This is a genomic window from uncultured Streptomyces sp. (genome assembly GCF_947488945.1).
In the GTDB taxonomy this organism is placed as follows: domain Bacteria; phylum Actinomycetota; class Actinomycetes; order Streptomycetales; family Streptomycetaceae; genus Streptomyces.
The window spans coordinates 400,117-422,615 of record NZ_CANLBS010000006.1 but is presented as its reverse complement, the minus strand read 5'-3'; the positions used below and the strand labels follow the sequence as shown (position 1 = coordinate 422,615).

Genomic DNA, 22,499 nt, shown 5'->3' with positions numbered 1-22,499 from the left:
ACGGCCCCTTTGCCACGCCTGCCTTCCCCATTCATATGTGCATCGAGCACTGGGCGTTCTCCATTCGTGTGGTCCGGTGGGCAGTTGGACCGAGAGACAGGTGGAACCCCTGTAGACGGGTTTCGACTAAGCGGGGAGGGCTCGATCACGACCGCAGCGTAACGAGTCGTCCATGTGCTGGTGAACAACGGAGCCCCCGGATTCCAGTCTGTGGAATCCGGGGGCTCCATTGTCGTGAAGGGGGTGGAGTGCGGGTCAGCTCTCGGTGGAGTCGTCGGCAGGGCTGTCGGTGCGGCTGCGGCGTGCCATGGCGAGGGCGCCTCCGCCTCCTGCGATTAGCACGGCCGCTCCGCCGATCAGCCACAGTGTGGCGTCAGCGCCGGTGCTGGCGAGGGCTCCCGTCGGCGTCTTCGGTGTGGAGTCGCCGACTGGGGTAGCGGCGATGGTGGAGGAGTCGGCTTTTGGTGTGACGTTGCTCGACGCGGACGGTGCGACCCCTCTGATGCCGCTGTTCGGCTTGCCTGGGCTGGAGGGGGTGTCGGTGGGTGTGTACGTGGGCTTCCCCGAGGGTTCGGGCTGCGGGTCGGTGGTGGTCTTGGTGTTGGTGACGGTCACGGTCACCGGGTCGCCGGGACCAGCGGTGAACGTCTTGGTCAGCTGGTACAGGTCGTAGCCGGCGGGGGCTTTGATCTCCTTAACCCAGAACTGGGCCCTCCGGCTCGACACGGGCAGCTCTCCGGAGGCCGTGCCCTTGGCGCCCGTGGTCAGGGTGAGCAGCGTGGAGGTGCCGGTGCCGATGTTCACGGTTGCGCCGGGCAGGAGCTTGCCGGTCTTGTCGTCCTTGGCCTGCAGGAGGACCTGAGCGGCATTGAACGGGTCGGTGATCGTCAGCCGGGTGGTCGCGCCCGGAGTGACGATGACGTCCTGGTCGGCGACGACCTTGTGCAGCGGACTGCCGGTAGCCGACTGCTTGAGCCGGTAGATGCCGGGCGCGAGGTCGGGGAAGGTCACCTTGCCCTGTGCGTCGCTCTGTCCTCGTCCGGCTTCCTGCCCGGCAGAGTCGAGCAGCAGGAACGTGGCGCCGGGCAGGGCGTCTCCGGCCGTGCCCTTCGTGGTGATCTCAACTCTGCCCGCCTCCGGGGCTGGTGTCTCGGCGGAGGCGGCAGGGGCCGAGGGGGGCGGCTCGGAGGGCTGGGCGCTCGCGGCCGGCGCCCAGGTGAGGGCGGCAGCCGCCGCGACGGCTATGGCGGCGGATAGGACGAGACGTGCATTCACGAGGAAGAGAACTCCTTGATCAGTAGGGGAAGGCCAGCGAGTACGGCCGACGACATGCCTGGCGGGCGGCAAGACGAGAAGCAGCTCAGCGCGCGCGGGCACCGGCGTGGGAGGCCGGTTGGGCAGGAGTGCTGCGGGGAGCCCGGCCGACTGTGGGCCTTGGCGCGGACGCGGTCCAGGCGCCAGGGAACCAGACGGCGGTGTAGTGCTCCACGGCATCCCGCAGCCCGGTCGTGACAGCCCCGTCCCACGGGGGCCGGCCAGGGCGGTGGTAGGTATCGAAGGCCGCGTACAACTTGGTGTTCGGGTGGGTGTTGGCGGCTTCGTCGCGGCGGTGGAAAGTTCCGTGGTCCAGGAAACTCAATGCCACCGCGTCGATCTCGCCGCGGTCCGGGTGGACGACCGCGACACGCAGCCCGCCGTAGGTGTCCGCGTGAATGGTGCCGGTGAAATCGATCCGCAGCCGCAGCGGTGCGCCGGGTACGGGGGCGGCGAAGTAGGTGTTGCCGACGACGGTGTGGTCGCGGAAGGGAAGGCACAGCTCGGCGAAGAACTCGGCGGCCTGCAGGGACAAGTGGAATCTCCGGTCGGGGTCGGGCTGGTGTTACCGACGAGGGCCGGGCAGGGCCGGTCGGCTGCTGGTGCTCCAGCGCGGGACGCTGGTCGCGGGGAGCGCGGCCGGGCGTCGGGATGAGACAGCCCGCTGCACGTCGAGCGGCGTGGGAGCCAGCGGGCCGGACAGTAGGATCGAAGTGAGCTGGGCCATGCCCTCGCGGTAACTGAACGTCGCTTCGCGCCAGCGGGGCAGTGGGGCCGGGTCGGAGACGCACTGGGTGACGGCAGTGAGCAGGGCGACCGGGGTGCCGGTGCTGGCGGTCGCGTACCAGGCAGGTCGGTCGATGGACCTGCCGGCCCACAGCTGCCAGCGGGCGTCTCGGGTGGTCAGTTCGGTTTCCGGGTCCAGAGGCCCGGTGGTGAACTCCATCCCGGCGAGGCCGTCGGGTGACTGGACTGCGAGGACGCCCCACCGAGGACGCTCCAGCTGCCAGCCTCGTTTGATGAGGGGGACGACGGCCAGGAACGGCTCGCGGTCATCGCTTCGGGAGTCCGGTGCCGCGAGGTAGGCGTCCGGGCCCTGCTCGTACGCCGAGGCGAGAGCTGTGGTGAATGCCTGGACGAACTCGGTGGGGGTGCTGTCGTTGAAGCAAACGCCCCAGGTCGGCGGCCCGAACGGGTCCTGGTAGGCGTTGATGCGCCAGAGGCCGTCGTCCTCGCCTGCGGGGAGGTAGCCGAGGCGGATCTTGCGGTCGGGGGCGTTCGTGTACGCGTTACCGAGGTCGTCGTGCCGCAGTTCCCAGCCGAGGTCGAGGAGGGGAGCGAGGGCTGGGTCGCCGATGCCGGTGGTGCCGGCGAGGTACCGCGGGGAGACGTAGACGTCTCCGTCGACGTCGGAGCGCGGATCGGGCTGGTGGCTCAGCGGTCCGCCCTCGTCGTGATGGTGATCTCATCGGCGGCGGTGTCGAGTCGGTCGGTGACCTCGACGGTGTTGCGGCCGGTGACGATGTAGAACCCCGCCCTCGCGGTGAAGAGGTCACCGTCGGGCGGCAGGAGGAGCTGCTCGCCGATCTCGCGGATCCACCGCACCTGGTGCAGCCACGGGGTGTGGGCGGCGAACGGGATGTTGATGTGCCGTGCGGTGAGGGTGCCGGAGGCGTCCGGGTAGAGCATGCGGATGCCCGCTGCCCCTCGTCGGGTCGGGGTGAGGTCCGGTGCCCGGCCGCAGGCGAGGTCGGCGGCGGCCTTGGGCAGATCGATGCCTGTGGCGAGGCGGACGAGATGTCCGATCATGTCGCCGCCGATCCGGGCGTTGACCTCGATCAGCCGGGGCTTCCCGTCCACGAGGCGCAGCTCGACGTGCTGCACGCCGTCGGTGATTCCCAGGGCCCTGACTGCGGCGGCGGCGGCTGGGGCAACCTGGGTGAGGAGCGGGTCGGTGGCATCGACGGTGTGCGCGGTCTCGTCGAAGTACGGTGCTGGGCCGAGGTGTTTGCGGGTCACGGCGACCGCGGTGGTTTGGCCGCGGTGGGTGACGCACTCGACGGAGAACTCCGGTCCGTCGAGGTACTCCTCGACCAGGACAACGGTGTCCTCGCGGCTGCGGCTCGCGCCCTCGGAGGCGAAGGCGAACGCGGCGGGGAGTTCTTCGGGGCGGTCGACGCGGATCACGCCGATGCTGCCGGCGAAGGCGGCGGGTTTGATGACGGCTGGGAACCCCAGCGTCATCGTCGCAAGGCCGGCCTCCAGCAGAGTTCGTGCCTTCATCGAGGCAGCCGACGGCACCCCGTGCTGGGCGAACAGGGAGCGGGCGGTTGCCTTGTTGCGGCAGGCCCGCATCACCTCGACGGAGTTCGAGGGCAGACCGAGCGCTCGGGCGAGGCGGGCGGTGGGTACGAGGTTCCACTCATCCCAGGTGACCACGCCGGCGAGGTCGTGGCGAGCAGCCAGAGCCCGGCCGCCGGTGAGCAAGGCTGTGGGGTCGGTCAGGTCGACGACGGCGTGGTCGACGATGAACGGTGTCTCCCACGTCGGCTCGGTGCCGGTGAGCAGGGCGACATCGTACGCGGCGGCCACCTGCTCAAGGCAGTAGCCGCGATAGGTCTCATCCCCCGGGGAAACCAGAAGTACGAGAGGGCGAGCGGACAAGGGTTCTCCGTATCGGTGGACGGCAGGACGAGATGGGAACGAGTTGTCTCTCAGGCGGCACGGCGTCGGCGTAGCTCGAACGCAGCAGCCCAGTGCGGGTGTTCGTCGATCAGGAGCCGGGCGTAGAGGGCTGTGTAGCTGTTGTTCAGCCCGACGACGCCGTGCGGAAGCTGACGGCGCAGGTCCTCGAAGAGGTCCTTCAAGCTGACGCGGGTGGCGCCCGTGGCCAGGCGGCGGGCGGCCAGGCGTTCCAGGGCGCGATAGACGTGCGGGTTGTTGGCGTCGAAGGCGCGGAACTGCTCGGTGATGCTGCGACCGCTCGCGCGGTGTGATCCGAGGATGGCGGCGGGCATGAGGTTCTCCACAGGTTGGGGAGTGCGGCAGGGTCAGGTGCGCAGGGCTGGATCGGTGCGCAGCCGGGCGAAGGCGCAGAACAGGCCGAGAGCCTGCAGGGCGGCGCATGCAGTGATGACGTGGCCCAGTGCGTCCGGCGGGGTGAGCGCGGTGAGGATGCCCGCGAGGGGGAAGGGCAGCAGGAGGATGAGGACGGTCGCCGACAGGGTGCTGCCGAACTTCTCCGGCGGGATCAGGCGGGAACGCAAGGTGCGCAGAACCACCGTCATGCCGCCTTCGGCTGCCATCAGGATCGCGATCAGGACCAGGTACGAGCGATAGTCGGGGGCCTGGGCGGCGGCGAGGCAGGCGAGTGAGGCGAGGGCGGCGCAGGTGGCGCCGACCGGCCACATTCCCAGGCGGTCGAGGGCGAACCGGCAGATGGTGACGCTGAGGAGCGTCGCTCCGGCTGCTGCGGACCAGACCAGGCCGACGGCTGTGGTGGTCTGCCCGAAGTGCTTGACGACGATCACCGGGCTGGCCGCTTGGAGGAGCCCGGTGGCCAGGTTGGACAGGGTCAGCCCGGTCACGAGCCAGCCGAGGGCGGGAAGGGAACGGATGGTGCGCCACCCGGTGAGGAGTCCGGTGCCCGGCTGTCGTTTCGAGGGGCGGGTGGGGATGACGGGCGAGGGGGGTGTGCGTAGGGCGAGCAGCGCGGCAAGGAGCGAGAGCGTGGTGATCACGGCGAGCATGGGCGGTGGCCCTGCGAGCAGTAGCACTCCGGCGAGCGCCGGGCCGGCGACGGTCGCGGTCTGTTCGATGCCGAGCAGGATGGCCTGTACGCGATGGGCCTGCCCCTTTGCTCGGCGGCCGGCGGCGGCGCCTGCGGTTTCGGCCGCGATGTAGCTGATCGCGGTGAGCATTCCGGTCGTCGGCGCGAGCACCATCACGGTCACGCTTGCGACGAGGCCGGATGGGTGGAGGTGCAGCAGGACGGCGCCTGCGGCGAGGGCCAGCGCGCGTCCCAGGGCGGCGAGGTGGAAGACGGCGGCTGCCCCACGCCGGTCGACGAGTGCTCCCGCCCATCCGGACGCCGCCAGTCGCGGGATCCATTCCAGGGCGAAAGCGGTACCGGTCAGCGCGGCGGAGCTCGTGGTGGTCAGGACCAGCAGCGGGATGCCATACGTGGACATCGCGGACGTCAACGCGTCTGCCGCGCGGGGCAGGTAGACGCCACGCATCAGCCCGGCGCTGTGGCGTGCGTGCCGGGGTGCAATCGCTGTGCTCACGCGACCGGCTCGGGCTCGGGTGTCCGGGTGACCTGGGGGTTGTCGGCCTGCCACTGGATCAGCAGAGCGCGGACACGGCCGAGGTCTGCCACAGCCTCGGCGCTCAACAGGCGCGCGCCCGACGGCCACGAACTGCCGTCGGGGTCCTGGGCCACGAGTGACGGCGTCAGCAGGTCGAGGACGTGCCGGATGCGGCTGCTGAACTCGCAGACCAGTGTCGGGTAGGCGTGGCAGCGGGCCCAGCGAGCTGCCGCGTCGTACAGATCAGCCAGCTCCGACCCGGGCTCGGTGAGTTCGAGTCCGGTACCGGGTGTGGTCCGGACGAGACCGTGGGCGCGTGCGGCTTCGGTGGCGCTGCGCTGTTGGTGCCTGGGGAGGTCGGGGAGGGTGTTGGCCAGTCGTCGCGGCGGTATCGCACCGTTGTCGTCGATCTCGGTGACCAGGCGGATCAAGGGGCGTGAGGCCAGCAGCTTGACGGCGGTGTGTACTTCGGCGGGGGTGAAGAGGCTGGTCATCGGCGCGGGCCTCCCGCCGGGATGGCCGCTTTCGGGCGAGCGGGCGTGGCATGGGAGAAGAGATCTCGGTTGTGCCACGCCGGAGAAGTCTCAAGCGTGCGGTTCTGCGGGAGGGCCGCCGGGACAGATCGTGGCTGGCTGCTGACCCAGGACTTCGGTGCGGGTTGCGTCTGGGGGTGCCCCCAGACCGGGTGCTGGGCTGCCTGGCTGAGGGGCTGCCCGGCCGACCACGCGGACAGGGCACCGAGGACGGGGCCCAGGCCGTCGCCCGCCGCGGACAGCCTGTAGGGCCGGCCGTTGCCCTCGGTGTCGACCAAGCCGTCGGCGACGAGCTGGCGCAGCGGCGGGTACACGTTGGTCCAGTCGCTGCTGGGCATCACGATCCGTGCCAGAGCCATCGCGCCGACGTCCTGGCGGGTCTTGAGCACCCACAGGATGGAGGCGGCGTGCCGCCGGGTGAGAAGGGTGAGACTGTCCTCGATCTGCTCGATCGCGGGCAGCGGGCGGTCCGCCGTCTCCAGGTGCTCCTCGGCCCAGGTGACGATCACCGGCAGGACCGGCAGAAGGGCCTCGCCACGCTCGGTGCGGCCGTAGGTCACATGGCGTGCGGTGTGTTCGGTGCGCTCGACGAGACCGGCATGGCACAGCGAGGTGAGCTTGGGGTGGAGCTGGCCGCTCTGCAGCCAGGACACCTTGGCCGCCAACTCGCTGTAACGCTGCGGCGGCCCGGACAGCGCCAACAGGATCCTCACGTTCCAACGTGGGGTGATCATGGCGAGGGCCTCGGTGACCCGGGCGATGTCGGCGTCGGTGTCGGGAGGCAGAGCAGTGATGGCCACGGGAAGAACTCCTGGTGCGTAAGGGGGAATCGTCGGATCAGCGGCTGTGTGCCGTGCTCTGGCACGGAAGGGCCGGGGCCGGAAGGGCCGGGGCCGGAAGGGGTGAAGCCGGGACGGGTGGCGAGGGAGTCACCGGGGACGGCTCCGGGGCCGGGACGCGGGCGAGGCTCTGCAGAACGGCGTCGAGCGACTTGGCCTGGACGTCGCGGACCGCGACGGCTTCGGCGAGCCGGCGTACACCGTCAAGGAGATGGGAGACCTCGTGCCGGCCGACCTGGCGCTCGGGGTGGATGAGCCGGGCGAGGTGGTCGCGGTGGAAGTCGATGCTGCGCTCGGCGAGGGCAAGGGTTCCGTGCATGCCGAGCAGAGCGGAGAGCATGCCGGGCGCCTGGCCACAGGCGTGGGCTTCAAGGTCGGCGAGCGGCGCGCCGTACAGGTCCTCGATCCGTCCGGCTACCCCAGCGGACGTGAGGTGGGACAAGCTGCGGCTTTCACGGTCGGTGGGCCCGGGCCGCCCCGGCACGCTGGGGTGCCGGGGCGGCGGACGGGGGCAGGGTCGCGGTGGTTCTGAGTTGTGCCATGCGGACGGGTCGGGCCAGCTGGCCAGGAGGAGGCATGGTGCGCAGCAGCTCTCCGAGGGCTACGCGATAGCTGTCGCGTGCGTCCAGGGCAGCCTCCAGCCACTGCGCATCGGCGCGGAGTTTGTCCGCCGACAGGTCCCCCATATCGCGGTCCGGATCCATGTCCGTGTGCACGCGGTCGCGGACACGGGCGACCTGCTCCTCGGTGAGCGCGAGGAAGGAGCGAAGTTCCAGGGCGCGGGCGAGGGCAGGAGAGGCATCCGGCCCGGCCGCCGCCTCGTACATCTCGGGTACCGGGTTCCCGAAGACCTTCTGCAACTCGGCGTCCATGGTGCTGGCCTTGTCCCGGCTCATCGGACGGCCCCACCCGCCCGCGATGCCGACGCCTGCGCCGGTGTCCCTGGCGGGCGTTGGGGAGCACTGGTCTGCACAGCCGGCCCGGTTCGCGGGCGCAGGCGGGCAAGGAGTTCGGCAGCGGCCTTCTTACCCAGAGCGTCCGGGTCCAGGAGCCATCGCACGACGATGGCCCGGCCGTCGCGGGTGGCAACGGCCGCGTTCACACGGTGGGCGAGGCCCATGGTCGGGTCGTCGACCTCGCTGTGCTGTGTTTCCAGCGCGGTCAGAAGGTCGTCCTCCGCGCGGTTGAGCGCAGCCTGGGCCGCGACCAGATGGCCGTGCCACTTGACGATGTCGGTGGCGTCAGGATTGGCGGCCGGCGCGGCGGTGACTGCTGCCTGCAGATGCTCCATGTCCATGTCGTAGCGTGCTTCGATCCGTTCGGTGAGCACGCCCACGACATCCTCAGCGTCAGCGGAAATGTCGTCGGACAAGAGAGAGCTCCCTTCTGGAAAGGCCGGTGCCTTGCAGGAATATGAGGGGCACCTGTCCCGGTGGCTCGGCCAAAGCAGGTGCCGCCTTTGTCAGTTCAGGCACATGCGGACATCGCGGTAGACGTAGGTGCCGGACACCCAACCCTTGACGCCGGTCGACCTGTCCGTGATGTAGAGCCAGTTGCCGCTCTTCTTGTGCACGGTGAACTTGTGGCTGCGGTAGAGCACGCCGAGCGCGGTGGACTTCGTGGTGGCCTTGGACCGGATGGTCACGGCAGCCGTGTGGACCTCGTAGGGCAGCGGCGGCAGGGAGGAGCAGCTGCTCGCGGGGGCGGCGGCCACGGTGGCGGGTGCCGCGCTGGCGGCCGTGGCGGACAGCATGGGCACAGCGAGCGCGCCGAGCATCGCTGCGGATATGGCAATTCGGGTGGAGCGCATGCGGGACAAACCTCCGTGAAGGCAGGGGGGATTGGCTTTGAATGGCACCGCGGTTGGTGTCGCGGCGGCTGTATAAGAGTCCGGAGAATCGCCGGTTTGGCTAACCGGCGATCGTCGGTTATGTTGCGCGGCTCGCGTCGGGCGTGGCGCTTAGCGGGAGCGGCCGGCCGGGCGCGGGGCAAGGGTTTTTGCCACCCCTGCCGGAGGGATGGCTGCGGCTGATGGGCGGACCGGTGGGAGAGGGCTGGCCTCGCCGGTGAGACGGTCTTCGCACCACTGCAGGGCGGCCTCGCTCGTGTCGAAACCGCCCTCGCGCAGGGTGTGGGTCCACGCGTCGGTGTCGACCTCCTCGACCACGACGCGGTACGGGCTGGGAGCTCGCTCGTCCAGGGCGCGCAGTGCCACGACGGTGACCGTGTCGTCCGGGTCCTCGCAGGTGTAGGAGTAGCCCATGGCGTAGTGGTCGCCGTGGTCGACGAGGCGCCGCTCCAAGGCTCGCGTAGCCTCGTCCGCTGGCGGCGTGCCCAGTCCGGAGTCGAGGCCGATGGCGTCGTGCGGGCAGCCTCGGTGGATGAGCCAGGACTGCGCCATCACGGGGAGCGGCAGCTCCGCCCGCTCGAAGCTGAATGTCTGCTTCTCGTGATCCCGTTGCAGATGGACGGCGAGTATCTGTGGCATGCCAGGGTGCCCCCAGGTGGCGGTGCGGTCGAAAAGCACGTAGTAGCTCTGGGGACCTTCGTGGTGTTCGGCTAGGGGGACGAGCATGTCCTCGTGGACAGCGACCGCGCGGTAAACGTCGAGGTACCTCTCCTCGTCGGCGTCGAGGTCGTCCAATTCGAAGTCAACCTGAGGGATGGACTTCCTGACCGGCGTCGGTTCGGTGGGGGACAACAAGAGCCTTTCGGTGAAGTTCAGCGCCGCTTCGCCGGAGTGGACGGGAATGCGCCCGGGCGAGCTGGCCTCTTCGGCGCACGCGTCGTGGGAGTCCGGCGGGCGTCGAGCAGTGCCGCTCGTCCGGTCTCTGTGAGGGAGACGGGCTGGCCGGCGTGCACCGGGTGGTTGGTGTCCCGGATGACCAAGCCGGCACGTTCCAGCTTCTGCATCTGGGGATAGGGGATACGGGTGCCGGAGGAGGAGGCCACCGATGCCCGGCCGGTGAGCAGGTGTTCGTGGAGCTTGGCACCGCCGGCGATGGCGAGCAGTGCCGTCTGGTCGTCGGTCGAGAGCGGTCCTTTGTCGGGCGTCGATGGCGCGGCGGCCTCGATGGGCTCCAGGGCTGCGAGCACCTTTTCGGCTGCGGCGTCGCGCGCGTCGGCGGTTTGCTCCAGCTGGTCCACGGTGCGATCGATGCGTACGAAGAGAGCACCGTCGACGGGGAACTCACCGCTCGTGAGCCGGTTGAGCAGCTTGAGGTAGAAGGTGACGCCGATCTGAGCGCTGGCCAGCGTGCGGTGCCGGTCGACCAGTTGGGCGTGCGGTTCGTCGAGAACGCCGCGCTCGCGGTAGGCCCACAGGGTGTCGATGTCGTGGCCGGTGACCGCTTCGATGCGGTGGTCAAGCTGCGTGACCGCACGCCGCACTGGTGTCGGCGCGGGTTGAGGGGGCATAGGCGACGCTCCGTGTTCAGCGGGTTGCATGGTGCGCGGGGTTCTGTGCAGGACGGGGCAGCGCCGGTGGTGCGGTGGCCGATGGACCGGGCCGGGGTACGGGGCCGCGGGTGGTCAGCTGCGGCGGTCGGGAGCGTGCCGCGTGGGTGCGGGCACTCAGCGGCCGACGGGCCATCCCCAGGCGGCGGCCGACTTCGTCGTAGACGTCGTTACCCGCACGCGGCCGGACCGCGACCACGTGCACATCCTTCGGGTGTGCGGATTCCGCGGGTGCCGGGCGGACGCCGTAGACGACGCGCCATTCCTTACGTGCGTCCACGAACAGCTTCCGGAATCCCTCCAGGTCACCGTCGAGGCGCAGCCCGAAGCGCTGGGCGTTCACGACTTCCTGCAGGTGGGCAAGGGTGAGGTCGCGAATGTCGCTGGGGGCTTGGATAAGGTCGGTCAGGGCTCGGGGGTCGAAGCTCAGGCCGAAGGCGGGCTGCCCCTGTCCCGTGCTCATGACGTCGGCTCGGCAGGCCCGGCGGCCTCTGCCGAGGCCGCCATCTCCGTGCGCACGGACGGCGGCGGGCCCGGCAGGAGACGGTGTGCGGGACGGTCGGGAGAGGTCATGCACGCCGACAGCGGGCCGCCCGGGGCGCGGATCGCCGCGACAGCGTGGGTGAGGAAGTCCCGGTGCCACACGAACAGGCCGGAGAGACCGGCGTCGGGTTCCTTGTGCTGCTGGTAGGCGAGCCACAGAGCGTGGAGCCAGGCCACGACATCGTCGTGTTCCTGCCACTGCAGGCACCAGGGCGCTGCGGTGGTGACCTCTGAGCCGTAGACCGGGAGGAAGAAGTCGTCGACCCAGTCCGATAGGGCGTCGAGTTCGTCTTCCCGTTCCTCCCCGTCGAGTTCCAGAATCGGGCGGGGCTCAGTCGGGGCGGCGGGAGGCGGCCCGCCGAGTCCTGGCATGCCGAACGCGGCGAACGGCGATTCGCTCGGCTCCGGGGCGGAAGCAAGGTGGTCGAGCTGCTGCGCCTGCTGCGCCGACTGCTCCATAAGCCGTCGGACGCTCGCCTCAATTCCCTCCAGCTGCGGATCCGGGACGCGAACCGGCTCCAACTCCCCGTCGTCTGTTGGCTTTGTGGATTCGGGCATGAAAAGTTTCGGCCTCCTACGGGACGTGGAAAGAGAGAAGGACGGAGGGGGCGACGCACGGACCGGACGGTGGGGTACGGGCTCTGCTGTGCCGGGATTCCGCTAAGGGATCCAGTCGCCTCGACCGGAAGCGCGGTCGCGGCTCAGACGGTGAGAACCACGTCGTCCTGTGTGAGGGTTTCGCGGACTGTCTCGGTGAGCCGGTCGGCCGCGATCGACGCGTAGTGCTCGGTCTTCTCCACACCGATGAAGTCCCGGCCTTCCAGCAGGGCGGCGACGCCCGTGGAGCCGGAGCCGGCACAGAAGTCGAGCACCGTGCCACCCGGCAGGGAGATCTTGACCAGCTCGCGCATCACCTCGACCGGCTTCTGCGTGATGTGCTGGCGCTTGGACCCCGAGGGCTGCGACGCCGAGTACATTCCCGGCAGGTAGACCGGGTTACGGGAGCCGTCGATCGGCCCCTTGGACGCCCAGATGATGAACTCGCAGTTCTGGGTGAACCGGCCCTTCTGCGGCCTGGCCTGCGGCTTGTGCCAGGCAAGCACGCCCCGCCACAGCCATCCGGCCGCCTGGATCGCATCCGTTGTCGTGGGGAGTTGGCGCCAGTCGGTGAACAGCAGCGCGGTCCCGCCGGTCTTCGTCAGACGGTGCGCTTCGCTCATGATCTGCGTCAGCCAGAACCCATAGCTGCGCTGGTCCATGTTCTCGCCGGTGAAGTCGGCGAGGTCGTTCTTGGAATCGGCGGAGGTGTACTTCTGCTTGGCGGAGCGGGTGGTGCGCTCCTTCGCGGTCCGGCCCCCGCTGTTGTACGGCGGATCGGTGATGACCGAGTCGACGCAGCCGTCCGGAAGGCCGGTGAGGACGCTGAGGGCGTCGCCCTGGTGCAGGGAAAAAGGCAAAGAGGAACCCCTATTCGGGTATGGGAACGCGGAGCGAAATGGGACTCACCGCCTCACGCAGTAGTCCTCGCGGGCTGGAATCGGGCATGCAGAAGCCCGGAGCCACAGACCGAGGAAGGTGAGGGGGAGTCCAAAAACTGTAGAGGCGAATCCGCCGACGACCAAGAAGTGCTCCGTGAGGTACCGGATTCCGATACCTCACGCCGATTTTTTGGTCAACGGCCGATCCGCGCCTACTGTTTTTGAACCGCCCGGCGCACACCGCCGCTGGCTACTCCCCTCCGTGCCCTGGAACACCTAGTTCACGGCCCGGCCACGCGTGGTGAGCGGCAAGTCGCCCGTGCCGGCCCGTTCCTATCGCCCACCCCGGCCGCCGCGCCCTTCCATGACGCCTCGCGCACGCGGCACGCCGGTCACCGCACCCCTCAAGGACACGTTCATGACGTCTCGCTACCCGCCCATGCCCGAACACGCTGACCGGCGAGCGATCGGCTCCGGTTGAAAGCGCTCGCCGCCGGCATCGGCGTCGTCTTCCTCTCCCCCATCCTGGTCGCCGGCACCGGCATGGTGCTGGCAACCTCCGCCGAAGCCGTGCAGAGCAGCGGCTCCCTCAGCAACTGCCTGACCGACATCGACACCGACAAGGTCGCCGAGCAGGTCGGCAAGATCCTCGACGGCGCATCTGGCGAGAACGTCGACATCGAGGGCCTGGACCTGCCTTCCGAACAGGTACCCAACGCGCAGACGATCGTGGCCGCCGGCCTCTCGCTCGACGTCCCCACGAAGGGCCAGATCATCGCGCTCGCCACGGCGATGCAGGAGAGCCGGCTGCGCAACCTGGGCTACGGCGACCGCGACTCCCTCGGCCTGTTCCAGCAGCGCCCCTCCCAGGGCTGGGGCAGCGCCCAGCAGATCCGCGATCCGGTCTACGCCTCCGAGCAGTTCTACAAGCACTTGCTCAAGGTGAACGGCTGGCAGCAGATGACCGTCACCCAGGCCGCCCAAGCCGTGCAGAAGTCCGGCCTGCCGGACGCGTACGCGCAGTGGGAGAACCTGGCCACTGCATTGCAGGCTGCCATCGCCAAGACCTTCCCCGGCGGCGCCAACGACACGGACCAGACCACGCAGCCTCCGACCCTCTCCACCGGCTGCGCGCCGGGCCAGGACGGTTCCGGCTTCGGTCCCATCCCCGAGGGGAGGGTCCCGAAGGGCTACACGATCCCCAAGGACGCCGACCCGAAGGCGCGCAAGGTCATCGAGTGGGCGATGCACCAGCTCGGCACGCTCTACCAGTGGGGCGGGTCCTGCACCAACGCCCACGGCCCCGACCCGATGGGCCGCTGCGACTGCTCCAGCCTGATGCAGCAGGCGTACGCCCAAGTCGGCGTCACGCTTACCCGCACCACGTATACGCAGGTCAACGAGGGCAAGGCAGTATCGCCCGCCCAGCTCAAGCCCGGCGACCTGATCTTCAGCCGCGGCAGCGCCGCACGGCCAGAACACGTCGGCATGTACATGGGCGAGGGCCTCGTCATCGAGGCGCCGCGCACCACCAAGCCGGTCCGGATCACCCCGGTCAAGGACTGGACGATTCTCGCCGCCCGCCGCGTCCTCTGACGCTCGCCCGGCACCGCGCCGGGCGCCCCGCCGCCGCGGCCACTTCCGCACCCCGAGCGCACATCCCCCTCCGCTTCCCCTTTTCCGCCGGCCCTCGCCTGGCCCACGTATGCAAGGAGCCCCACCACACCTATGTCCGTCCCTCTCGCAGACCGCGTCATCCACCTCGCCTACGACCCAGGAATCTCACCCCAGGGCGGCGGGCTGCCCGGCCTCGCCGTGCTGAAGAACGTCGTCAACAGCATCAACATGTTCGGCATCATCGCCGTGGTCGGCGCCCTCGCCGTCTCGCTCGGTGTATGGGCCTGGGGCCACCACACCGGTGGCCACCAGGCCGAGGCCAACGGCAAGAAGGGCGCCCTCGTGGCAGCCGGCGCCGCGCTCGGCCTCGGTGCCGCCAACGGCATCGTGAGCTTCTTCTCCAGTCTGGGGTCGCAGGTTCACTGATGCGGACACGATTCCCTTCCCTCTCGGCGCTCTCGTACGGCACACACTGGCCAACCGGCAAGCGCATCGCGATCGTCGCCTCCGCCGTCGCCGTCCTCCTCGCCATCGCCGCGGTCGTCGCCCTGCTGACCGGCGGTGGAAACGGGCGCCAGGCCCCTGGGGCCGGCGCGCCCACCCCGACCGGCAGCCCGTCCTCCACCGAGGCCGCCCCGAAGCCTTCCTCCGGAACGGGGTCGGTGCCCAAGCCTCCCCAGATCGCCGAGCCGGTCGCCTACGCCAAGGCGGCGGCCCAGATGCTGTGGTCCTACGACACCCGCACCACCAGCCGCGACCAGCAGCTCGCCGGTATGCACGCCTGGATGACCGGCGAGAGCGCGTATGCCGACTGGGCCTCGGTCTCCGGCCAGGTGCCCGATCCGGTGCTGTGGTCGCGGATGGCCGACCAGGAGCAGCAGGCCACCGCCGGCGTCACCGAGGGCCACTTCCCCTCGGCGTTCAAGCAGGCGCTGGCCGATGACCCGTCCGCGATCACGAAGGCGTACATCTACGTCGTCACCGTCAACGGCAAGCAGCAGATCGCCTGGAAGAAGGGCGGCGGCGGAGCCGAGGAGCGGGCTGTGACCCTTGCGGTCCAGTGCCGCCCGAACGACGACTGCACCCTGGCCGCCATCGCCCCGAGCGTCACGCAGTGACCCGCGCTTGCAACAAGAACGGAGGGTAGCTCCTCGTGGGCTTCTGTGATCTCCCCCTGGCAGACAAGATGTGCGCCGTCGGCGACGCGGTGGACTTCGCTTCAAACCCCGGCAAGGCCATCGGTGACTGGATGGCGAAGTCCGCCGGCGAACTCGCCGCCGCGGCGGCCGACTTGGCCGCCGAGGCAGTCGACACCACCACGAAGGTGGACCTGAACGCCGGCTGGTTCCGCGACAACTACGAGATGCTGTTGCCGCTGGGCCTGGTCCTGCTGGTCGCCACGTTCTGCGCGCAGCTGGTGCGGGCAGCCATCCGGCGTGACGGGCAGGCCCTGACACAAGCGTTCACCGGCACCATGAGCGGCGTCCTGTTCGCCTTCTGCGCCATCGCGTTCACGACCGTCGCGGTCGAGGTGGTCGACGCGATATCCGACGGCCTGTTCAAGGCCGCGCACCTGAACATCGAGACAGCCGTGCGCCGGATCGTGAAGGTCAACCAGCTCGGGGCCTTGACCGGACTGGGCTGGCTCGTCCCGGTCGTCGCCGGTCTCGGCGCCGCCATCGGAGCGTTCCTCTACTGGTGCGTGATGATGGTGCGCAAGGTCGGCATCCTCGTCATGGTCACCTTGGCGATCTTCGCGTCCGCCGGTGGCGGCTGGGAGGTCGCCCGGCGCTGGCGCAAGGGCTGGATCGAGGCCACCGCCACACTCGTGGTCTCCAAGCTCCTGATGACCGTGATCTTCGTTCTCGGTATCGCCGCGATGGGCAAGACCGAGGCCAAGGGCGGCATCGCCGCGCTGGCCGACGTCATGGCCGGCATCGTCATCATGGTTCTCGTGCTGCTGTGCCCGTACGCGGTCTTCAAGTTCGTGCACTGGGCGGCCGACGGCACCGACGGCGAGTCCATCCACCGTGCCGGTGGCGCGGGAGCCCAGATAGCCAAGGCACATGCCGAGAAGGCCGCCCGCAAGGCCGCCTCGGCTGCGGCAACCGCTGGGACCGGCGGTGCGGCAGCGGGAGCGGGTGCCGCCCCGCAGGGCCCCGACGCCGGCGGTGGAGGGGGATTCCCCGGCGATGTCGCCGCCAACCCGACCGGCGGAGGCACAGAGGGCAAGGAAGGGTCACCATCCGGCGGCTCGGGTGTCTCGCCCGGTGGCGATGCCGTCAAGTCCGGTCTGGAGAAGGCCGTCCAGCCCGCGCCGACCAGCGTGTCCGACGACACCAGTGGCCAGGTGGGCGGGAGCCAAGGGGCCGGCGGATCGGGGGCGAGCGCCACGTCCGGACAGGGCGACGGTTGGCAGTCCACCCCGCCGACCACGACCGCGCCGCCCCAGGGCGCACCGCCGTCCTCCGGCTCCCAGAGCGCTACGTCCAGCGGGTCGGCCACACCGCCGGCGGCCGGTCTCTGATTCTCTGCCCGACTCCCGGGGGCGGGGCCACGCGCCCCGTCCCCGGGTTCCACCCGCGCCTCCAGGAACCGCCCCTTGACTGATCTCTCCACCATCCCGATCACGGTTAAATTCCCGCACCGGAGCCGCCGCGGCATCCTCCTCGGCCTCTCACTCCCCCAGCTCTCTTTGGCCTCGTGCATGCTTGCGCTACTGCTGATGACGGTGATCTCCACGGGCCTGCTGGGCGCCGTCGCCCTGGCCCCGCTGTGGGCCGCCTCCGGTGCCCTCATCGCCATCCGCCGGCACGGCCGCTCCCTCATCGACTGGGCGCCGATCGTCACCCGCTACGCACACCGCCGCCGGACCGGCCAGACGCTCTGGCTCGCCCGGCCCGTTACCCGCCCGCGGCAGGACGGCGTCCTTCACCTGCCCGGTGCCGCAGCCTCCCTCAAGGTGGTCACCCCCGGTGACTCCGCCAATGGCGCTGCGGCCGTGCACGACCCGCACCGGCAGACCCTGACCGCCATCGCACGCGTCACCTCCCGCGCCTTCGCTCTCCTCGACCCGGCCACCCAGAACCACAACGTCAACAGCTGGGGACGAGCGCTGGCAGGCATCGCCCGCACCGGCCACATCGCCACCGTGCAAGTGCTGGAGCGCACCGTCCCCGACAGCGGTGACACCCTGACCCGGCATTGGACCCAGAACGGGCGTCCCGAGACTCCGGTCGCCGGACAGATCTACTCCGAACTCGTCTCGTCAGCCGGCCCCGCCGCCGCTCCGCACGAGACCTACCTCGCCATATCCCTTGACCTGAAGGCCGCCAAGCGGCTGATCGCGCAGGCCGGCGGCGGTTTGCCAGGCGCGTTCACCGTCATGGAGCAGACGACCTCGTCCCTCGCCCAGGCCGCCCGGAACGCCGGTCTCATGGTGACCGGGTGGCTGAGCGCCCGGGAGATCGCCGCGGTCATTCGCACCGCCTACGACCCCAAGGCCCTCGCAGCCCTCCAGCAGTGGTCCGAGACCGGCCGCGCCGAAGCGGAACCCGCCGCCGCGGGACCTGTCGTCCAGTTCGAGGAGTACGACCGCCTCGCCACCGACAGCGCCCGGCACGCGACGTACTGGGTGGAGAACTGGCCGCGCACCGAGATGGGAGCGGGCTTCCTGCACGGGATCATGTTCACCGCCGGAGTACGGCGCAGCCTGTCCCTCATCTACGCGCCCCAGGGGCTCGAGTCCGCGCTGCGGGACGTCCAGCGAAGGAAGGCCGCGATCATCGCCGACGCGAACGAGCGCGCCCGCCGCGGCCAAGTCGATTCCGAAGAGGATTCCGTCGAGTACGCCGACGTCAAGACGCGAGAGCGCCAGCTCATCGCCGGGCACGCGGACGTGGCCCTGACCGGGCTGGTCACCGTCACGGCCGAGACCGATGCTCTCCTCGACGCCGCCTGCGCACAGATCGAGACCGCCGCCGTCACCGCCGGCGTCGACTTGCGCCGCCTCAACTACCAGCAGCCCGACGCCTTCACCGTCGCCGCCCTCCCCCTCGCCCGCACCACCTTGTAACGGAGGAGTCCACCATCGGCACATGGGGCACCGGCCCCTTCGACAATGACCTGGCAGCCGACTACGCCTTGCTGCTCGACCGGTCAGGCGTGCCCGAGGTTCTCCTGCGCCACGCCCTCTCCGAACCGGTCAGCACCAGGATCGAGAACTGGGAAGTGACGGTCGCAGCCGCAGCGGTGATCGCCTCGTCCTGCCCCGGCGGCGAGCCTCTCCACCCCGTGTACGGCCCGCACAAACCCCTGCCGCCGCTCCCCCACGATCTGCGGGACCTCACGGCTGCGGCCCTCGTCACCATCCTCACCCGCCCTCCACAGACTTATGGATGGGTGAGCGAACAGCTCGTCACACGCTGGCTCTCCGGCCTCGCCCAACTGCACGGGGTGCTCGCAACGACGCCCGCGAGGCCGACCCAGCCGCCTCCGGCACCATCTCCGGCCTGTCGCCCCACCCAGACAGCGCCCGACTCAGGCCCCCGTCGCCGCTGACCTCACCGACCCAGCAAGGACCTTCTTGAACACCAGTCCCGCGCACGAAGCGCAGCCCTATCTGCGTGCCGCCACCGCCGGCATCCGCCACCACGCCCGGAGCCTGCCCGCCCAGGACCGCGCCGCCGACCGCGTTCACCTGGACGTGCTGCACGCCCACCTGACCACGCTGCACCAGCTTCTGGACCAGCTCGCAGACACCACCCGGCCCCAGAACCCCGCTGCCGGGCGCCACCTCGCCACCGCGCGGACCCGGCTGTGGCAGGCCGCCACCGAAACCCACGCAGCCTTCCACCGGCTGCCGACCACGACTGCCAAATCCACCGAGTGCCGCCCCGAACAGCTTCCCGAGGGACCGACAGTCCTCACGATCTGCCAGCGCCACCTCGCCGCCGGGCACATCATCCGGCGCAAGACCACCCCCACCGACCTCCGCGCGCACACCACGGCATGCGCGCGATGAGCACCACCCGCAGAATCGAGCGCCCCCGATGAGCCACCGGCCCAACCGCCGCGCCCGCCGCGCCTCCGCCAGCCCCCTGTTCACCCCGCATGGGACCGACCGGGCCAGCCGCAAGGAAGCCCGTCGCCAGCTCGCCGAAGCCACCGCCAAGGCCCGTGCCGAAGCCAGCGCCCACCAAACAGGCACCGCACCCGCCGAGCATGAGACGCCCGCTCCGCTCTACCCGCCGAGCGGACGCCCCGGGCCCGCCTCCGCCCGCCAGAACCGGCTGAAGCTGCCCGCACACCGCATGACCACCGCTGTGGCCGCCGGCGCCTACCCCTTCCTGGCCGAAGGCGGACTCGGCGCCGAAGGCATCTACGTCGGGCGCGATGTCCATGCGGAGGCGTCCTTCGTTTTCGATCCGTTCGCGCTGTACGGCAAGGTCGAGGGGTTCACCAACCCCAACCTCCTGCTGGCCGGGGTGATCGGCCAGGGCAAGAGCGCACTGGCCAAGTCCTTCGCGCTGCGGTCGGTGGCCTTCGGGTACCGCGTCTATGTGCCGTGCGACCCGAAGGGCGAGTGGACGCCGGTGGCTGAGGCGCTCGGAGGCCGGTCCGTCGCTCTTGGCCCTGGGCTGCCGGGACGCCTGAATCCTCTGGACGCGGCCCCGCGCCCGGCGAGCGTGTCCGAGGCTGACTGGGTCGGCGAGATCCGCAAGCGCCGCCTGCTGCTGCTCGGCTCCCTGGCCCGGACCGTTCTGGGGCGGGACCTGATGCCCATGGAGCACACCGCCCTGGACGTGGCCCTCGACGCCGTCGTCACCCGTGCCGCGGGTGCCGGCCACACTCCGCTCCTCGGCGACGTCGCCGCCACCCTCAACAACCCGGGTCTCCTCAGCGAGGCCGCCGGGATGATGTCAGGACAGCTCGGAGACGCGGCCCGGGACCTGGCCCACGCGATGCGCCGTCTCGTCCACGGTGACTTGGCCGGCATGTTCGACGCGCACTCCACCGTCGCCTTCGACCCGAACGCGCCCATGCTCACCATCGACCTGTCCCGCCTTGGCGGCTCCGGCGACGACACCGCGCTCGTCCTGGCGATGACCTGCGCGAGCGCCTGGATGGAGTCCGCCCTCTCCGATCCGTCCGGCGGCCGGCGCTGGATCGTCTACGACGAGGCGTGGAGGTTGATGCGGCACGTCGGTCTGCTGCAGCGGATGCAGGCCCAGTGGAAGCTGAGCCGCGGCCTCGGTATCGCCAACCTCATGGTGATCCACCGGCTGTCCGACCTACTCACCGCCGGCGACGCCGGATCGCAGGGGCGGGCCCTGGCCGAAGGGCTTCTCGCCGACTGCAGCACCCGGATCATCTACCGCCAGGAGACCGACCAACTCCACGCCGCAGCCTCCCTGCTCGGCCTCACCTCCGTCGAGATGGACGCCATCGCCCACCTCAACCGAGGGCGCGGATTGTGGAAAGTCGCAGGTCGGAGCTTCATCGTGCAACACCTTCTGCACAGCCACGAACTGGCGCTCTTCGACACTGACGCCCGTATGCACTGAGGAACAGAACGCCCGTGACACCTGGCATACACCGCGACCTGATACCCAGTGCCGAGGCCCATCACCTTATCGGCACGCTCAACGTGATGAAGGACAAACTACTCAACGCCGCCGAGCAGTGGCAGCTGCTGGACGAGAACGGAGACGTTCCGGCCACCCCCTCCTACCCCGCACTGCTCCAGCACGCCGCGGACGCACAGGACCTCTCCCGCGACGTTTTCCGGCTGACCGCCGACTTCGCGCGGAGCCCTCACCGCACCACCAGTGCCGGCAGCACCGTCCTGAGGCATCTCGCCACGGCGGCGACCATGTCGAGCCACGCAGCCTCGCACTTCTCCGAGACTGCGGAGTGTGCCCTGGCACTGCCCCGGTCTGCCACCCCGACCGACCGGCGCTACCTCACGAACTGCATGGTCAACGACCACGCCTCAGCCCGCGCCTTCCTGCGGCGCTCCTCGGAATCCCTGCGGGACGCGGCCAAGGAACTCGACGACCACCTCGGCTTCCAGCGCTTCCTCGCGCCGCTCACCCGTCAGGAAGGCCCGCCGCTGCCTCCACCTCCCACGCCGGGCGGTCGCCGCCGCTGACCGCACCGAACCCGAAGCCCAACGCACCCACGTCCCCCAAGGAATGCCCTGAACCGCCCCGTTCATTTCAGCGACGTCGACTGGGCCGAGTACCAGCAGTGCCAGGCCGAGCAGGACGACCTCATGGCCCAGGTCGCCGACCGCGAAGCCCATCTGGAACACGACCTGATCGCCACCTACGACGACTACGAACTCGACTTCACCGCGCTTCCGAAGCTGGAAGCCGGCCCTACCCGCCGGACACCTCCGCCGCACCGCTCACCGGCCTCCCGCAGGAGGAACCGTGGCCGCTGACGAGGACAGCACCCCCGATACTCGCCGCGCGACTCCCCTCGCCCCGCTTCCTGACCACCGCAATGTGAACACCCCCTGGTGGCAGGAGCTGTGGCGCCGCCACGCACACATCACCACGCCCCTGCGAGAGCGCGGGCTGGAGTGTGACATCGAGTTCGGCCTCAGTGCCTACATCGTGCGCGTGTCGCTCCCCGACGACAGTTACCTGATCATCGGCCCGCCGCAAGAGCCGCCGTCCGAGCGCCCGCCCGGAGACCCGGAGGGCTGGATCGTGACCCGTGAACGCAACAGCGACCGGTCAAGTTATTTCGAACGCATCTACGACTCGACTCCCCCCGCATACCCCGATCACCCCGAGCAACCAGAGACCCGCCACGGCGGCAGCGCCCAGCCCTTGATCGCAGCCCTCGACCATCACCTCGGGCAGCTCGGGCTGCTGCCCCACGCCATCGCACCCCATGAAAGCCCACCCGTGCACTCAGCTCATTCGCCCCAGCCGTCCAAGACCCCGGACGTCAGCGAGAGAGCAGAGCGAACCGCCTACGCCTACGGCGACGTGCTCCTCGCTCTCACCGACCAGCTCAACGGGGCAGCCTCGCACGCGGACGCCGCCGCTCTGCTCCACCAGGTCCTGGAGCCGACCCACGGCCTGCTGGAGCGGCTCGGCGAATTCTTCGAGGCAGCCGCGGAGAAGGCGAAGGAAGCGGAACAGGACGACGGCTTCGATCTGTCGTACGACCTCGCCGACGCCGCAGCTGAGATCCGAAACGTCGGAGAAACCCTGCACGTCGCCGAGAACCGGATGCGGGCACTGGATGCGCAACCGTCGGCGCCCCGGCCACCAGCGGCCCCGCCCCGAACTGCGCCCCTCCCTCCGCCTGTCCTCCCCCCGGCACAGCAGCGGCACGCTCGCTGACCTCCCCGCTCGAAGACCATTGGAGCCCAAATCCACATCATCCGTCGCC

28 protein-coding genes are annotated in these 22,499 nt (G+C 70.0%); 11 read left to right on the top strand and 17 right to left on the bottom strand.

Annotated elements, in window-relative coordinates; genetic code table 11:
* Nucleotides 1-255: 255 nt before the first annotated feature.
* From Q0994_RS12835 to Q0994_RS12755, 17 genes are all read right to left on the bottom strand, one after another.
* Entirely contained in the window at nt 256-1,275 is a 1,020-nt protein-coding gene (locus Q0994_RS12835; RefSeq protein WP_299533019.1) for a collagen binding domain-containing protein, read from the bottom strand.
* Between the two features lie 85 nt (nt 1,276-1,360).
* Nucleotides 1,361-1,849: a hypothetical protein gene (locus Q0994_RS12830; protein WP_299533017.1), complete on the bottom strand. Its 489-nt coding sequence runs from the start codon at nt 1,847-1,849 to the stop codon at nt 1,361-1,363.
* Nucleotides 1,850-1,879: 30 nt separating this feature from the next.
* Complete coding sequence (locus tag Q0994_RS12825; protein WP_299533083.1) at nt 1,880-2,752, bottom strand: DUF317 domain-containing protein; 873 nt, start codon at nt 2,750-2,752, stop codon at nt 1,880-1,882.
* Nucleotides 2,749-3,978 (bottom strand): ATP-grasp domain-containing protein, encoded by a 1,230-nt coding sequence (locus Q0994_RS12820; RefSeq protein ID WP_299533014.1) that lies wholly within the window; start codon nt 3,976-3,978, stop codon nt 2,749-2,751. Before Q0994_RS12820 ends, Q0994_RS12825 begins: the two co-directional genes overlap by 4 nt.
* A 50-nt stretch (nt 3,979-4,028) precedes the next feature.
* Entirely contained in the window at nt 4,029-4,331 is a 303-nt protein-coding gene (locus Q0994_RS12815) for a hypothetical protein (RefSeq protein ID WP_299533011.1), read from the bottom strand.
* Nucleotides 4,332-4,364: 33 nt separating this feature from the next.
* A complete protein-coding gene (locus tag Q0994_RS12810) occupies nt 4,365-5,600 on the bottom strand; it encodes an MFS transporter (protein ID WP_299533008.1) in 1,236 nt (411 codons plus the stop codon).
* Complete coding sequence (locus Q0994_RS12805; protein WP_299533005.1) at nt 5,597-6,115, bottom strand: regulator; 519 nt, start codon at nt 6,113-6,115, stop codon at nt 5,597-5,599. Before Q0994_RS12805 ends, Q0994_RS12810 begins: the two co-directional genes overlap by 4 nt.
* Nucleotides 6,112-6,954, bottom strand: coding sequence for a winged helix-turn-helix transcriptional regulator (locus tag Q0994_RS12800; RefSeq protein WP_299533003.1), 843 nt, complete (start codon nt 6,952-6,954; stop codon nt 6,112-6,114). The genes Q0994_RS12805 and Q0994_RS12800 overlap by 4 nt, the downstream gene beginning before the upstream one ends.
* 37 nt (nt 6,955-6,991) lie before the next feature.
* Entirely contained in the window at nt 6,992-7,435 is a 444-nt protein-coding gene (locus Q0994_RS12795; protein WP_299533001.1) for a hypothetical protein, read from the bottom strand.
* Between the two features lie 10 nt (nt 7,436-7,445).
* Nucleotides 7,446-7,889: a hypothetical protein gene (locus Q0994_RS12790; protein ID WP_299532998.1), complete on the bottom strand. Its 444-nt coding sequence runs from the start codon at nt 7,887-7,889 to the stop codon at nt 7,446-7,448.
* Nucleotides 7,886-8,365, bottom strand: coding sequence for a hypothetical protein (locus tag Q0994_RS12785; protein ID WP_299532996.1), 480 nt, complete (start codon nt 8,363-8,365; stop codon nt 7,886-7,888). Before Q0994_RS12785 ends, Q0994_RS12790 begins: the two co-directional genes overlap by 4 nt.
* Before the next feature lie 90 nt (nt 8,366-8,455).
* Nucleotides 8,456-8,803 (bottom strand): SH3 domain-containing protein, encoded by a 348-nt coding sequence (locus Q0994_RS12780; protein ID WP_299532994.1) that lies wholly within the window; start codon nt 8,801-8,803, stop codon nt 8,456-8,458.
* A 150-nt stretch (nt 8,804-8,953) separates the two neighbouring features.
* On the bottom strand, nt 8,954-9,697 hold the full coding sequence (locus Q0994_RS12775) for a hypothetical protein (RefSeq protein WP_299532992.1): 744 nt from the start codon (nt 9,695-9,697) through the stop codon (nt 8,954-8,956).
* Between the two features lie 17 nt (nt 9,698-9,714).
* Complete coding sequence (locus tag Q0994_RS12770; RefSeq protein ID WP_299532990.1) at nt 9,715-10,410, bottom strand: hypothetical protein; 696 nt, start codon at nt 10,408-10,410, stop codon at nt 9,715-9,717.
* A gap of 16 nt (nt 10,411-10,426) precedes the next feature.
* The gene (locus Q0994_RS12765; protein ID WP_299532988.1) at nt 10,427-10,912 is read right to left on the bottom strand and encodes a hypothetical protein; all 486 of its coding nucleotides are present in this window, start codon (nt 10,910-10,912) and stop codon (nt 10,427-10,429) included.
* A complete protein-coding gene (locus Q0994_RS12760) occupies nt 10,909-11,451 on the bottom strand; it encodes a DUF4913 domain-containing protein (protein ID WP_299532986.1) in 543 nt (180 codons plus the stop codon). The genes Q0994_RS12765 and Q0994_RS12760 overlap by 4 nt, the downstream gene beginning before the upstream one ends.
* Nucleotides 11,452-11,693: 242 nt before the next feature.
* Nucleotides 11,694-12,449 carry a site-specific DNA-methyltransferase gene (locus Q0994_RS12755; protein WP_299532984.1) on the bottom strand — a complete coding sequence of 252 codons (756 nt, stop codon included), beginning with the start codon at nt 12,447-12,449 and terminating at the stop codon, nt 11,694-11,696.
* A 498-nt stretch (nt 12,450-12,947) separates the two neighbouring features.
* Between Q0994_RS12755 and Q0994_RS12750 the strand changes: the two genes are divergently transcribed.
* The 11 genes from Q0994_RS12750 (at nt 12,948) to Q0994_RS12705 (ending at nt 22,450) form a co-directional block, all read left to right on the top strand.
* Nucleotides 12,948-14,066 (top strand): C40 family peptidase, encoded by a 1,119-nt coding sequence (locus Q0994_RS12750; RefSeq protein WP_299532982.1) that lies wholly within the window; start codon nt 12,948-12,950, stop codon nt 14,064-14,066.
* 132 nt (nt 14,067-14,198) lie between these two features.
* Complete coding sequence (locus tag Q0994_RS12745) at nt 14,199-14,513, top strand: DUF6112 family protein (RefSeq protein ID WP_299532981.1); 315 nt, start codon at nt 14,199-14,201, stop codon at nt 14,511-14,513.
* Complete coding sequence (locus Q0994_RS12740) at nt 14,513-15,205, top strand: hypothetical protein (protein ID WP_299532979.1); 693 nt, start codon at nt 14,513-14,515, stop codon at nt 15,203-15,205. The genes Q0994_RS12745 and Q0994_RS12740 overlap by 1 nt, the downstream gene beginning before the upstream one ends.
* Before the next feature lie 35 nt (nt 15,206-15,240).
* Entirely contained in the window at nt 15,241-16,614 is a 1,374-nt protein-coding gene (locus Q0994_RS12735; RefSeq protein ID WP_299532976.1) for an ATP-binding protein, read from the top strand.
* 75 nt (nt 16,615-16,689) lie between these two features.
* On the top strand, nt 16,690-18,162 hold the full coding sequence (locus Q0994_RS12730; RefSeq protein WP_299532973.1) for an SCO6880 family protein: 1,473 nt from the start codon (nt 16,690-16,692) through the stop codon (nt 18,160-18,162).
* Nucleotides 18,045-18,647: a DUF4259 domain-containing protein gene (locus Q0994_RS34165; protein ID WP_363325550.1), complete on the top strand. Its 603-nt coding sequence runs from the start codon at nt 18,045-18,047 to the stop codon at nt 18,645-18,647. Before Q0994_RS12730 ends, Q0994_RS34165 begins: the two co-directional genes overlap by 118 nt.
* Nucleotides 18,648-18,672: 25 nt before the next feature.
* Complete coding sequence (locus Q0994_RS12725; RefSeq protein WP_299532971.1) at nt 18,673-19,110, top strand: DUF6238 family protein; 438 nt, start codon at nt 18,673-18,675, stop codon at nt 19,108-19,110.
* A 28-nt stretch (nt 19,111-19,138) separates the two neighbouring features.
* A complete protein-coding gene (locus Q0994_RS12720; RefSeq protein ID WP_299532968.1) occupies nt 19,139-20,653 on the top strand; it encodes a VirB4 family type IV secretion system protein in 1,515 nt (504 codons plus the stop codon).
* A gap of 14 nt (nt 20,654-20,667) precedes the next feature.
* A complete protein-coding gene (locus Q0994_RS12715) occupies nt 20,668-21,240 on the top strand; it encodes a hypothetical protein (RefSeq protein WP_299532966.1) in 573 nt (190 codons plus the stop codon).
* A gap of 123 nt (nt 21,241-21,363) precedes the next feature.
* On the top strand, nt 21,364-21,534 hold the full coding sequence (locus tag Q0994_RS12710; RefSeq protein WP_299532964.1) for a hypothetical protein: 171 nt from the start codon (nt 21,364-21,366) through the stop codon (nt 21,532-21,534).
* Nucleotides 21,524-22,450 carry a hypothetical protein gene (locus tag Q0994_RS12705; protein WP_299532961.1) on the top strand — a complete coding sequence of 309 codons (927 nt, stop codon included), beginning with the start codon at nt 21,524-21,526 and terminating at the stop codon, nt 22,448-22,450. Before Q0994_RS12710 ends, Q0994_RS12705 begins: the two co-directional genes overlap by 11 nt.
* The last annotated feature ends 49 nt before the right edge of the window (nt 22,451-22,499 follow it).